Annotated in this window: 9 protein-coding genes; 5 read left to right on the top strand and 4 right to left on the bottom strand. The window is 67.1% G+C overall.

Annotation, left to right across the window (positions count from 1 at the left end):
- Positions 1–83: 83 nt before the first annotated feature.
- Positions 84–3,506 carry an Ig-like domain-containing protein gene (locus tag B2747_RS11975; RefSeq protein ID WP_291161016.1) on the bottom strand — a complete coding sequence of 1,141 codons (3,423 nt, stop codon included), beginning with the start codon at positions 3,504–3,506 and terminating at the stop codon, positions 84–86.
- 190 nt (positions 3,507–3,696) lie between these two features.
- Positions 3,697–4,266 (bottom strand): sigma-70 family RNA polymerase sigma factor, encoded by a 570-nt coding sequence (locus B2747_RS11970; RefSeq protein ID WP_291161014.1) that lies wholly within the window; start codon positions 4,264–4,266, stop codon positions 3,697–3,699.
- Between the two features lie 82 nt (positions 4,267–4,348).
- On the opposite strand from B2747_RS11970, the gene B2747_RS11965 reads away from it, so the two are divergent.
- Genes B2747_RS11965 through B2747_RS11950 form a run of 4 tightly spaced genes read left to right on the top strand, consistent with a single transcriptional unit; the run spans position 4,349 to position 8,850 of the window.
- Positions 4,349–5,503 (top strand): GIY-YIG nuclease family protein, encoded by a 1,155-nt coding sequence (locus tag B2747_RS11965; RefSeq protein ID WP_291161009.1) that lies wholly within the window; start codon positions 4,349–4,351, stop codon positions 5,501–5,503.
- A 3-nt stretch (positions 5,504–5,506) separates the two neighbouring features.
- Complete coding sequence (locus B2747_RS11960) at positions 5,507–6,187, top strand: response regulator transcription factor (RefSeq protein ID WP_291161004.1); 681 nt, start codon at positions 5,507–5,509, stop codon at positions 6,185–6,187.
- 6 nt (positions 6,188–6,193) lie between these two features.
- Positions 6,194–7,786 carry a sensor histidine kinase gene (locus B2747_RS11955; protein WP_291161001.1) on the top strand — a complete coding sequence of 531 codons (1,593 nt, stop codon included), beginning with the start codon at positions 6,194–6,196 and terminating at the stop codon, positions 7,784–7,786.
- Positions 7,783–8,850 (top strand): virginiamycin B lyase family protein, encoded by a 1,068-nt coding sequence (locus tag B2747_RS11950; protein ID WP_291160998.1) that lies wholly within the window; start codon positions 7,783–7,785, stop codon positions 8,848–8,850. The genes B2747_RS11955 and B2747_RS11950 overlap by 4 nt, the downstream gene beginning before the upstream one ends.
- 29 nt (positions 8,851–8,879) lie before the next feature.
- On the opposite strand, the gene B2747_RS11945 is transcribed toward B2747_RS11950, so the two are convergent.
- A complete protein-coding gene (locus B2747_RS11945) occupies positions 8,880–9,236 on the bottom strand; it encodes a chorismate mutase (protein WP_291160995.1) in 357 nt (118 codons plus the stop codon).
- Positions 9,233–10,279, bottom strand: coding sequence for a 3-deoxy-7-phosphoheptulonate synthase (aroF, locus tag B2747_RS11940; protein ID WP_291160993.1), 1,047 nt, complete (start codon positions 10,277–10,279; stop codon positions 9,233–9,235). The genes B2747_RS11945 and aroF overlap by 4 nt, the downstream gene beginning before the upstream one ends.
- 262 nt (positions 10,280–10,541) lie before the next feature.
- On the opposite strand from aroF, the gene B2747_RS11935 reads away from it, so the two are divergent.
- Positions 10,542–12,860, top strand: a complete 2,319-nt coding sequence (locus B2747_RS11935; protein WP_291160990.1) for a prephenate dehydratase domain-containing protein — start codon at positions 10,542–10,544, stop codon at positions 12,858–12,860.
- Positions 12,861–13,110 lie beyond the last annotated feature (250 nt).

The following is a 13,110-nucleotide window of genomic DNA, read 5'->3' as shown; positions in this document are numbered from 1 at the left end:
CTTGGTGGCGTTGCGAGCTGTGTGAGCAAACCGGAGTATGCGACTGTCCGGACGAAGGCTTGCACGAAGGACTGAGGAGGTGTTCATCGGCGCAGTGCTCCGCGTGCCAGATCCACTTGCAGCGGCACGCTGCGCACACCGGTGGACACCAGCACCTCGAGAGCGTTGGTGTCACCCAGGGGTTCCAGGTCCAGCGCACCCCGTCGCGCGATGGCGAGGATCTCACCCGAGGTTCGCGAGCGGACCATCACCGCGGGTACGTCAGCGGCAGACCACGCAATCGACGCCGTGGCTCCACGCCGCCGCAGTGACATCAGATCGGGGAGCTCGCTCACGGCATGCCGAGCCCCACGCGTGGACCGGGCCACACCGTTGCGCTCACGAACCACCAGTTGGGCGACGCGCTCCTGCAGGGCCGGCGCCACCGGCACCGCCACGACAAAGGCCTCCGATCCTTCTTCGCCGTCCTCCACGCGATAGGGATCAAAGCCCCACCGGAACAACACGACATCGTTGGCATCACGGCCCTCCACCTCGTAGCGACCATTCGTCGCGTTCGTGGCGGGAACCGTCGTCACCGAGAATGCCGGGTCCACGGTCACCACGCCACGCGATATGGCACCGGACACCATGAGCGTACTTGTGGACGCCATGCGTGCACCATTCGGACTCGCGAGACGGTTGTCGAAGACCTTGCGATAGTTGTACGCACTCACCCACTGGTTGGGGCAGTAGGTCATGATATCAGTGCCGGTGGGCGGCTTGAGCACGTTGCCAAAGAACGTGTCCATGCCCCACACGCCAGCGCGACCATCCGCAAACGGATAGTTGGGATCGGGCCCGGCAGCGCCACCACAGGGGGCGTGACGCAATCCCAGCACATGCCCCATCTCGTGCGCGAACGTAATGCGTGCTTCCTCGGCGCCAAAGTCGGAGAACTCATCCACGCCGATGGCCGTGCGCGCCGGAATGCCGTTGGCCAGGCCAAGCACACCGCTCGTGCCCTGCGTGCGCAGGAGGCCATAGTAGAAGTCGGCGCCACCTTCGATCTGACGCAGGATCTCGATGTCGCGCACCAGACGGGCCCAGTCATCGAAGCCCTGGGTGGCCACCGTGTAGTCGATCATGAGCGGCGTGCGCACCGTGGCGTTCACCGCAGCGAGTGGCCACACCACACGGAGCGTGTTGAACAGCGAGGTGGTGGCCTGCGCCAGCGGTCCGTTGCGAGCCTGCTGCACCGGAATCATGCGAATGTTGAACGGCGGCATGTTGACCACCGTGAGCGGCAGCGGCTGACCGTTCTGCGGATACAGATTGTCGCTCTCGCTTGCCTCGGCCAGCAGGTTGTCCGGATCCACCTCGGCCACGATGCCCATGCCTGGCTTCACCACACTGGCCGGAATGGCGATGTTGGCCGAGCAGCAGCTTTCGTCCGGCGCCAGCGTTGGTGTGGCCATGCCCGTGTAGGTGCCAACCACTGTGCCGTTCTGCACCACGCGCAGCCGTACGGCAGCCTGCGGAGCACCGGACACACTCGCGCGCACAAAGACGCGCGCGACAGCCTGGCGGTCCGCCACCAACGGGACGCGACCATCCAGTTGCTGCACCGCCTGCACCAGATACACGGCAGGAATGTCGAGGTTGGGACCCGCGCCCGACGTGCCGACCGTGACCGTGGCAAAGCCGCTGCGTGTGGGATCGGCAACCGACGTGGCCGTGATGCGTGCGCTGCCCACCGTGATACCGCGAATCACGCCCTGTGGCGTCACGCTCACCACATTGGCATCGCTGCTGCTCCACGTCACCGCCGTGTTGGCCGACCCGCTCACATTGGCCGCCAGTTGCTGCAACTGTCCGGGCTGCATCGACAGGGAGCCCGGCGTTACCTGCACTTGTACGTTGGTGGGAGTGGGCACCACCACGGACAACCGAAACGCCCCCGTCTCGCCGGCATCGTAGGTGGTGACGTTCACGATATAGGCACCGGCTGGCAGCGTGGCCACCGCACGCGCGTTGGTGGTGCCAGGTCCCAGATCGTCGTTGGAGGCCACCACCGCACCACTCTGTCCGTTCTGCACGATGAGAAACGCATCCACCGCCGTACTCGTCATCTCAACCTGCACCGTGGTCTGCTGGTTGAGAATCAGTCCGTAGCGCTGCAGATAGCGCGGTGCTCCGCCTCCTTCACTGAACGCGCAGTCATCACGCGTGAGCACGCCGTTGATGACCTGCCCCACTTCGATGAGTCGATTCACGCCGCACGGATCGATCGCCACCCGGGCCGACAGCGCGTACGCACCCGTCTGGCCCGGATACGCCCGCGCGAGCACCGTGTAGCGGCCCGGATCGAGCTGCACCTCAATGCGTGCATCGTTGCCGTTGCCGCTGTCGTCATCCTGCGCCACGACCCGCTCGGCCTCATCGAGAATCACGGCTACCGCGTCGACCGCCGAGCTGTTCATGTCCACGCGGTACACACCGCGACTCGTCACCGTGAGATCGTAGCGATCTTCAAGACTGCCATCGTTCTGCCGACAGGCATTGAGATCGAGCGTTGCATTCACTGTGGCCGGCAAGGACAGCGCGCGACCCACCACACAGGCAGGGGGCGCCGGCAGCAGCGACAGCTGATACGAACCGAACGACCCGGCGTCGTAGACGTTGGCAAGAATTTCATAGCGACCGGCCGGCAGCGTGCGCAGAATGCGCGAGTTGCGCCCGCCACCACCATCGTCATCCTGCACCACCACCCGACGCGCGGAATCCAGTACGAACACGTACGAGTCGATCTCGCTGCTGTTCATGAGGATCTCGACCTTGGTGCGCGTCGTCAGCGTGAAGCCGAAGCGCTGTACCGCCGTGCTGTCGGCCAATCGGCAATCGGTGGCGCGCAGGGCGCCCGAAATCGGTTGGCTCAGCGTGATGGTACGCACCACCGAACAGGGGTCGGGCGCCACGACGATCACGGCCGATCCCGACACGCCTTCACTGGTTGCAGTGATCGTGCTCTGTCCTGGTGCCACCGCGCTGACCACGCCACTGGCACTCACTGTCGCCACGGTGGGTGCCGACGAACTCCATTGCAGCGGACGATCTGTCAGTTCCCGTCCATTGTTGCTGCGCACGCTGGCGGCCAGCGTGATCGGCGCCCGTCCCACCACCAACTCGGCGGTAGACGGCGTGAGCGAGATGCTGACCACCGACGAGCGCACCGTGACCGTGCCGCTACCCACGATGCTCCCGGCCGTCGCCGTAATGGTGGCGGTTCCGTCACTTACGCCGGTGACGAGTCCGCTGGCGGACACCGTGGCCACTGCCGGATTGCCCGAGTTCCAGACCAGGTTGCGCCCCGTCAACGCATTACCATCTGCGTCGCGCGCCGTGGCCGTCAGGTTGCTGGTCTCACCGGGCTGCAATTGCAGCGTCGCTGGAGAGATGCTCACCGTGGCGATGGCCTTGGGTCCGGAGGAATCTCCACACCCCGCAAGGACCATCAGGGCGGCCATACCAGTCCATATGGTTGACCATCCACTTCGTTTGCCTCTATCCCACGGCGTCATGGGTGCTTCCCGGTTGAGGTTCAGGACTGAGCCGGGTGGCGTCGATGAGCCACACAGCGGGTCTTCCTGACACGCGTAGCGCCGCCGGGGATTGGCTCATTTCATTGAACGGGACCTACCGGACGGGACGGCCCCCTCAGCGCATGTCCATTTCCCGCTGCAGAAACGCCTTGGCAAAGGTCCAGTCGCGCTTCACCGTGGCGGGCGAAATGCCCAGCACCTCGGCCGTCTCGTCGATGTCGAGTCCGCTGAAGAAGCGCAGTTCCACCACCCGGGCCTGACGCGGCAGGGCCACCGCCAGACGATTGAGGGCATCGTCCAGCGCCAGCAGGTCCACCGAGCGCTCGCTGTGGTCTGCGACCGACTCATCGAGCGTGACCCGCTCGCCGCCCTCACGCTTGGCGGCCCGCGCACGGCGCGCGTGATCCACGAGAATGCGCCGCATGGCCTGCGCCGCAATCCCATAGAAGTGCGCGCGATTCTGCCAGGAGACCTGCTGCTGCCCCATGAGCCGCATGTACGCCTCACTGACCAGCGCCGTGGGCTGCAGCGTGTGGTCCTCGCGCTCGCGGCGCATGAAGTGCACCGCCAGCGCATGCAGTTCATGGTATACCAGCGGTGCCAGCTGGTCAGACGCACCTTCCGCGCCCGCCTGCAGCGCTTCCAGCAGACGGGTCACCTCGTGCGTCGATTCCGGTGCAGTCACGGCGGGACGGGTGGGAGGGAGGGGGAGTGTGACGAGAAGCTAACCTTGGCGCGGCGATGCGGCACGCAAGTACCTTGACCGGATGACCGAGCCCACGGTCCGCCTCCACGGTCGCCCCCCGCAGTCCACGCCGGCGCAGCGCAAGCAGCTGCGGGCGCTCGTGCGCGAGTCCGTGCAGAACCGGCCCGGCGTCTACCGCATGCTCGGCCCCACGGGCCTGGTCATCTACGTAGGCCAGTCGCGCGTGCTGCGCACCCGCCTCCTGTCCTACTTCCGCGCCAAGGGCCGGCGGAACAAGGCCGCGCGCATTCTGCGGCACGCGTTCCATATTGAGTGGGAGTACACGAACACCGAGTTTGGCGCCCTGCTGCGCGAACTGCGCCTCATCAAGCAGTATCGCCCGCACTTCAACAGCATGATGGTGGCCGACGACTGGCCGCGCGCCTACGTGGCGGTGACCGGCGGTGCGGTGCCCGGGCTGCGCGTCGTGCCACGCTCCGACGACCCACAGGCTGAAGCGCTGTTCGGCCCATTCCGCCGCGTGGCACAACTGCGCGACGCCGTCCGCGCGCTGGCTGAAGCCACCGGCCTTCGCGACTGCCTGATCGAAGAAACCGTTCGGGTCACCGGCAGCACGCGCACTCTGCCGCTCTGGTTCGCCGGTGAACGACCCCAGGCGCGCGGCCGAACGCGCGCTCCCGGCTGCCTGCGCCACGACCTCGGCACCTGCGCCGGTCCCTGCATCGGGGCCGGCGACGCGGCGGGCTATCGCGCGGCCGCCCACGAGGTGCGCGACCTGCTCGAAGGACGCAGTGATGCGCCCGTGCGCCGCCTCGAAGACGCCATGCAGCAGGCGGCGGAGTCCCTGGCCTTCGAGCAGGCGCGGGTGCTGCGCGATCGATTGGCCCTCGTGCGCTGGCTGCACGACCGCGTCCAGCACTTCCACGCCAACATGGAGCGCCTCACGTTCGTTTATCGAAGTGCGGGGCCGGACGAACGGGAATGGCTGTACCTCGTCCGACGTGGCACCGTGCGCGCCGAGCTGCCCGCGCCGCAAACCCCGGAGGAGCACGCGGCCCTGGAGCAGCTCATGCAGCGCGTGTTCAGCGGCCCCGACGCACAGGGTGCCGACATTCCCACTCACGATCTCGACGAGTTCTATCTCGTGGCCAGTTGGTTCCGCCGTCGACCGCTCGAGAAGCGGCGCACCGCAGCGCCTTCACGCGTGAGGAGCTGAGGCGTGCGCCTGCTCGTGGTGGAAGACGACCCGCAACTCGCCCGCCTGGTGGCGCGCGGGCTGCGCGAGGAATCATATGCCGTCGACACCTGCGCAGATGGTGAGGCCGCCATCGCCCAGTCCGCACTCAACGCCTACGACGCCATCGTGCTCGATGTCATGCTGCCGGGTATGGATGGCTTCGAGGTGCTGCGCACGCTCCGCGCGCGCGGCAATGCGGCACCGGTGCTCATGTTGACCGCACGTGATGCCGTCGCCGATCGTATCGCCGGTCTCGACAGCGGCGCAGACGACTATCTCGTCAAGCCCTTCGACTTCGGCGAGCTGCTCGCGCGACTGCGCGCGCTGCTGCGACGACCCGACGGGCTGCAGCCCATGCGCGTGGAAGTGGCAGATCTGGTGGTCGACTTGCAGGCGCACACGGCGCAGCGCGCTGGCGCGGCCATTCCGCTCACGGCCAAGGAGTACGCGCTGCTCGAATTGTTCGTGCGCAACGTGGACAAGGTGCTCTCGCGCAGCGCGATTGTCGCCCACGTGTGGGATGACAACCACGACCCGTTCACCAACGCGGTTGAGGTGTACGTGAATCGCCTGCGCGCCAAGATCGACCGCGCGCCCTTCACACCCCTCATCCACACCAGGCGCGGTCTGGGCTACGTGTTCTCCGCCACACCGCCGGCCTGAGCACCCGTGCGCGCATCCATTCTCACGCGCCTCACGCTGTGGAATGCCAGCGTGCTGGCCTGTCTGCTGGTGCTCTTTGCGGCGGCGGGATGGATTACACTCTCGCGCGCTGTCTCGCAGCGCACCGCCACCACGGTGCGTGAGTCGGCGCGCGCCGTGGCCGGCGCCATTGTGGCCGAACGCCGAGCGGCCGCCGCACGTGGTGACGTGGAAGAAGTGCCCGGCGCCTACGAACGCGCCGCCTTGCGCGAGATGCGCGTTGGAGATCTCGACATCTTCATCACTGCCGATGCCGCGGATGCTGCCGATGACACGGCGTCCATCAGCGGCATGGAAGTCGTGGCCGCACGGCAGCCGCGTACCAGCGACGCCCCGGTGGTGCAGGTACCGCCTGGCTTGCGTGCCGTCATGGACAGCGTGCGCGACGAGCGCGCGCGCGGCCTCCTGCCCGACAGCGTCGTGGCCATTCGCCGCGCGACGCAGGGAGACTCGATGTATCGCGTGGCGCTGCTGCGCGTGGAGCCGGAACCGGACAATCGCGAGGATGAACCACCGCTGCTTGTCGCCGTCATGCTGTCCGAGGCTGAAGACCACGCGCTGCTGCGTCAGGTGCGCACCGCGCTGCTGCTGGCCATTCCGCTCGCGCTGCTCGTCTCCATTGCGGCGGGCTTTCTGCTGGCGCGCCGCAGTCTGGCACCGCTCGAGGCCATCGTCGCCCGTACGGCCACTATCACCGCCGCCAACCTCGACGAGCGTCTGCCCGTTGTGAATCCGCACGATGAACTCGGGCGCCTGACACACATCATCAACGGCCTGCTCGAACGCGTCGATCGCGCCTTCCGTGCGCAGCGGCAGTTCATGGCCGATGCCTCGCACGAATTGCGCACACCGCTCGCCATTGTGCGTGGTGAGGCCGAGGTCACGCTGCGGCGCGCGCATCGTGAAGAGGCCGAGTATCGCGAGGCGCTGGGCATCGTGCAGGCCGAGTCGCTTCGCCTTTCACGCATTGTCGACGACCTGCTGCTGCTGGCCCGCACCGACGCCGGCGGTACCCTCATCACACGGCGCCCGGTAGCAATCACCGAGCTCGTGCTCAGTGTGCTGCGCAGTCTGCGCACGCTCGCCGATGCACGCGGCCTCACCCTGCAGGCGGACATTGACGCTACGCTGGCACCCGGCAGCGACGATGTGGTACAGGGTGACGACGCGCTGCTGCGTCGCCTGCTGCTCAACCTGCTCGACAACGCACTCAAGCACGCACCAAAGAGCAGCACTGTGCAGCTCGCCGTGAGCGCAGCCGCGCCGGATCTGACGCGGGGGGTGCGGGTACGAGTCAGCGACGTCGGCCCTGGCATCCCCGCAGCGCTGCGCGATCGGGTGTTCGAGCGCTTTGTGCATGGCGCCGCGCTCGCTCCCACGTCGGCGCCACCGGCAGAGCCTGAAGCTCTGCCGGTGCAGACCGGCGCCGGTCTAGGGCTCGCCATTGCCCAGGCCATCGCCACTGCGCACGGTGGTCGTATCGTGTTGCTCGACCGGCCCGTCGGCACCACGTTTGATGTGCTGTTGCCGCTCGATCCCACCCCCGGAGGTTTCGCATGACCCGCGCGCTTCGCCTGCCTCTCGCATCGCGTTCTGCCGCATTCGGCGCATGGCTGCTCGCCTGCTCCGTTGCTTCCGTTGCGCACGCACAGACGCGCCCCGCCGCTGGTGCCGACACGGTGGCGCTCACGGAATGGGACGTGCCCTGGGGCGCCGCCGATCGCCCGCGTGACCCGAGTGTGGCGCCCGACGGCCGCATCTGGTTTGTGGGACAGGAGGGCAACTATGTGGCGCGCTTCGATCCGGCCTCAAAGAAGTTCGAGCGCTTCGAGATCGACCCCGGCACACATCCGCACACCGTGGCCGTCGACCCCACGGGCGACGCGTGGTATGCGGGCAACCGCAATGGCATGATCGGTCGCATCGATGGCAAGACGGGCAAGATCACGCGCTATCCCATGCCGGAAGCTGCCGCCAAGGATCCGCACACCATTGCCTTTGATCAGAAGGGCAACCTCTGGTTCACGCTGCAGTTCAGCAACATGGTGGGCTTCCTCGACAAGGCCACGGGCGTGGTGAAGCTGGCCACCGTATCCACACCACGCGCACGCCCCTACGGCATCGTGCTCGACAAGGCCGGCCGCCCCTGGTTCAACCTGTTTGGCACCAACAAAGTCGGCACCATCGACCCCGTTTCCATGCGCGTGCGCGAGTATGTGCTGCCCGACGAGCGCGCGCGCGGGCGCCGCATTGCACTCACCACCGACGGCGGCGTGTGGTATGTGGACTACTCACGCGGTTTCCTCGGCCGCCTTGATCCGGTGAGCGGCGCCGTGCGCGAATGGGCCATGCCGGGCGGCGCCACCTCGCTGCCCTACGCCATGACCGTCGACGACAATGATCGCCTCTGGTTCGTGGAGACCGGCAGTCAGCCCAATCGCCTCGTGGGCTTCGATCCGCGCAGCAACGGCTTCATCGGCATCACCGAACTCGGGCCGCGCATGCCCAACACCGTGCGGCACATGGTCTTCGATCCGAAGACGCGCAGCATCTGGTTCGGCAGTGACCGCGGCACGATTGGCCGCGCCGTCGTACCCAAGGCGGGCATCAAGCCCATCGGCTGAGCGCGCGTGTCATCACGCAGTCCCAGACATCAGAGATATTCGTCATGATCTGACGGCTCGCGCCGCGCGTTGACCTCCAGTTGCGCGCGGCGCGACATCGCCAGAATGCTCCAATACAGACCGCGGATGTCGCGGTCCGGCAATCCCAGATGGCGCGCCGTCCGGGCGGCGCGCGATACCACGGCTACTTCGCGCGCCGGATCAAGAATGGACTGGCCCACCTGCTGCTTGGCGTCCGCCATGGCCCGCGCCAACGCCATACGACGCGCCAGCGCGGCCACGATCTGATCGTCCACCTGCTCCATGGCGGCGCGCAGGGCGGGCACGCCGTCGTGCGGACCGTCGTGCGGACTGCCGTGCACACTGTGTTCGGCCGCGGGCATCATGCGAGCATGCCCTCACGCCAACCACAGCGGCGGCCCACAGCCTCCGCCACCGCGCGCACCTGGGTCATCATCTCGCCAAAGGCACCGTACTCGAGACTCTGCTCGCCATCACTCAAGGCATGCGCCGGATCGGGATGCACTTCCACAATCAAACCGTCGGCGCCTGCGGCCACGGCGGCCAGTGCCAGCGGCGTCACCAGATGTGCGCGTCCCCCGGCATGACTTGGGTCCACCAGCACGGGCAAGTGTGTTTCGCGCTTGAGCACCGGAATGGCCGCCACGTCGAGCGTGTTGCGCGTGGCCGTTTCGTAGGTGCGAATGCCGCGCTCACACAGCATCACATCCCCGTTGCCCTGCGCCAGCACGTACTCCGCCGCCATCAGCAGCTCGGTGATCGTGCCGGAGAGCCCGCGCTTGAGCAGCACCGGACGCTGCACTCGACCCACTTCGCTCAGCAGCGCGAAGTTCTGCATGTTGCGGGCGCCGATCTGCAGCACGTCGGCATAACGCGCCACCAGTTCCACCTGCCGCGGGTCCATCACCTCGGTCACGACTGGCATACCCGTGCGCGCCCGGGCCTCGGCCAGCAATTCGAGACCGGCCTCGCCCATGCCCTGAAACGCGTAGGGACTCGAGCGGGGCTTGAACGCACCGCCACGCAGCACGCGGGCACCGGCCGCCTGCACGGCATCGGCGGTGGCCAGCAGCATCTCGCGGCCCTCCACGCTGCAGGGGCCGGCCATCACCACGACCTCCTGTCCACCAACGACCGTGTCCGCCACGTCGCCCAGGTGAATGGCCGTGTTGGCCACCGAGAACTCCCGTGAGGCCAGCTTGTATGGTTTGAGCACGGGGATGACGCGCTCCACGCCCTCGAGCTGCGTGAGCCCGTGTTCGCCCAGACGACCCTCTTCGCCAATGCAGCCCACAATGGTGCGCTGCGCGCCGCGCGAGACATGGGCGCGCAGTCCTGCCTGCTCGACGTGCTCGACAATCCGGTCGAGTGCGTCCGGCGTGATGCCGGGGGCGGTGACAATGATCATGCAGTCCTCGTGTGGTGGCCCGTTGCCGGGCGGTGGTGCTCCACGAGGGCCGTGCGCGCGAACCCCGAAACGACCGAGGCCCGTGCAGTGCACGGGCCTCTCGGTGTCGCGGCGGTGGTGACGAATCAGCGCACGCCAAACATGCCGGGGCCCATGCGGGTCGGCATAAAATACCAGTAGCGGCTGAAGGGGCTGGGCGCGGCGTGATGCGTCATACCTGAATGCCTACGGCATGACGGCGCGTCTGTCAATATGTTCTAGCATGACTTCGGGCCCCGAACCTCGTGTTGCCTTCCAGGGCGCCTATGGCGCCTTCAGTGAACTCGCCATTGCCCGCCAGTGGCCCGATGGGGCCACGTCCGTTCCCTGTCGCAGCTTTCCCGACGCCATCACCGCCGTGGTGCAGGGGGACGCGGACTATGCCGTCATCCCCGTGGAGAACGCCATCGTGGGGCCGGTGCGAGTGGCGCTCGATGCGCTGGCTGCCGCGGGCGCCGACGTGGTGGTGCGCGGTGAACTGCGGGTGCCCATTCACCTCTGCCTCATGGCGCCGCCGGGCGCCACGCTGGCCGGTCTGCGCGACGTGCGCAGTCACGCGGTCGCGTTGGCGCAGTGCCGCATCTTCTTTGCGCGCCATCCCTGGCTGCAGTCGGTGCCCCACGAGGACACCGCCGGCGCCGCGCGTGACGTGGCCGCGCAGCACGACCGCAGCCTGGGCGCCGTGGCCGGCGAGTCCGCCGCCGCCCGCTACGGACTCGAAATCATTGCCCGCAACATCGAAGACGTCCCCGCCAACTGGACGCGGTTTCTTGTGATCAGTCGCAACGCCAACACCTCGCGTGACACCGTGAACACGATGCGAAACATTGCGGGCACGCTCGCACTACTTGCCGGCAGCCTGCTCGCGGCGCCGGACAGCGCACAGGCGCAAACTACGCCCGCCGCCTTCTCTGCCATCACGCGCAGTGTGCACAGCGGCATCAACGGGGATCGCGCCAAGTCCACCGTGGCCTTTGTGCAGCAGTTCTACCGCCTGCCGGGCAATGAGGGCTTCGACGCCGCCATCGACACCGTGGCCGCACTGCTCCGCGCCGCTGGTTACGTGGAGGAAAGCTCGGCACCCGCAGCCGCGCGGCTCGTATACCGCATCGAGTCGCGGCCCATGCGTGATCCGGCCTGGACGCCGCTTGCGGCCTCCATCACGCTGGATGGCCAGAGCGCCCCTCTGCAAGCGTTTGCGCGCAATCTCAACATGATTGCCGCCAACTCCATTGCCACACCACCCGGTGGCGTGCGCGCAGAACTGGTGCACGTGGGCATTGGCGCTGACAGCAACTTCGCACGTGTTCCCGTGGCGGGACGCATTGTCTTCACCACCGGCAATGCGCGCGTCGTACTCCCGCGCGCGCTCAAGGCCGGCGCGCTGGGCGTCATTGCAGCGCAGACGCTGCCACCCATCAACCAGCAGGAGCGCAATCGGCACGCCATCCAGTTCTCCGGCATCGCGCGCGACACGCTGCAGCCGGGCTGGCTGCTCTATGCCTCACGGGCCACGCGTGACTCACTGGAAGCGGCCATGACCCGTGGTCCTGTGCGTGTACACGTCGAGATCGACGTGCGCATCGCGCGTCGCCCTGAGCGCACACTCATTGCCGAGGTGCGTGGTCGCACGCAGCCGCAGGAACGCTTCGTGTATTCCGCCCACGTGCAGGAACCCGGTGCCAACGACAACGCGTCAGGTGTGGGCGCTCTGGCGGAAATGGCGCGGGTGGCGGCCGATCTCGTGCGACGCAATGTGGTCACACCGCAGCGCACAGTCACCTTCCTCTGGGGCGACGAGATCAGCTCCACCGATCGCTACATCAAGGAAGACTCGCTGCGCCGCACCGGCATCAAGTGGGGCATGTCACTCGATATGGTGGGCGAGAACACGGCCACCACGGGTGGCACATTTCTCATCGAAAAGATGCCCGACCCGTCGGCGGTGTGGGTGCGTGGCGAAGATCAGCACAGCGAATGGGGCGGCCGCCCGTTGGCCGAGAAGGACATTCGCGCCCACTGGTTCAACGACTTTGTGCGCAATCGCTGCCTCGACCGTGCGCGTCAGGCCAATTGGGTGGTGAAGGCCAATCCCTTCGAAGGAGGCAGCGATCACACGCCGTTCCTGCGCGCCTCCATTCCGGCGGTGCTGCTCTGGCACTTCACCGACCAGTTCTACCACACCGACCTCGATCGCATCGAACATGTGAGCAGCGCCACGCTGGCCAACGTGGGCGCCTGCGCGCTCACCACGGGCCTGTTGCTGGCCGAGGGTACGCGCGAGGTGGCGAGTGCGGCGCTGGATGAACTCGTGGCCACCGCCCAGCGCACGCTGGCGACGCAGGCGGCCCTCTCGCGCGACACCCTGAGCCGCGGCGGGTCGCTCGAACACGAGCAGCACATTCTCAGCGTGTGGCGTGACTACTACCTCGGCGCCATCGATCGCATTCCCGAGATCGTGGTGGGCCCCGTCAACCTCACGACGGCGCTTGACCGTGCCCGGGCGCAGGTGCGGGCGGCGGTGCCGGTGCTCGCGAGGTAGTGGCGACACACAGGCGGGAGTGTGCGCAGCGGATCCTTTGAACAGCTCACGCAGAGAAGAGGAGCACGCAGAGGGCGCAGAGGAGTACCTTGTATTCTTTCTTCAAACTGCTGTTGATCCGTGCTGTTTCCGCTGCATCCGTGTCATCCGCGACAAGGCAGTTCAACCCCGACCGCAGTTCTCTGCGCCCTCTGCGAACTCCTTCCCTCTGCGTGAGCTGTTGACGATCTCCGCGTAACACCGACGGTCC

Source organism: Gemmatimonas sp. UBA7669 (assembly GCF_002483225.1).
Taxonomy (GTDB): domain Bacteria; phylum Gemmatimonadota; class Gemmatimonadetes; order Gemmatimonadales; family Gemmatimonadaceae; genus Gemmatimonas.
This window is presented reverse-complemented; position numbering and strand designations above follow the sequence as displayed.

Coding starts and splice junctions, on each gene's coding strand:
- B2747_RS11975 (WP_291161016.1), bottom strand. CDS start 3,506: ATGGCCGCCCTGATGGTCCTTGCGGGGTGTGGAGATTCCTCCGGACCC.
- B2747_RS11965 (WP_291161009.1), top strand. CDS start 4,349: ATGACCGAGCCCACGGTCCGCCTCCACGGTCGCCCCCCGCAGTCCACG.
- B2747_RS11950 (WP_291160998.1), top strand. CDS start 7,783: ATGACCCGCGCGCTTCGCCTGCCTCTCGCATCGCGTTCTGCCGCATTC.
- B2747_RS11945 (WP_291160995.1), bottom strand. CDS start 9,236: ATGATGCCCGCGGCCGAACACAGTGTGCACGGCAGTCCGCACGACGGT.
- aroF (WP_291160993.1), bottom strand. CDS start 10,279: ATGATCATTGTCACCGCCCCCGGCATCACGCCGGACGCACTCGACCGG.
- B2747_RS11935 (WP_291160990.1), top strand. CDS start 10,542: ATGACTTCGGGCCCCGAACCTCGTGTTGCCTTCCAGGGCGCCTATGGC.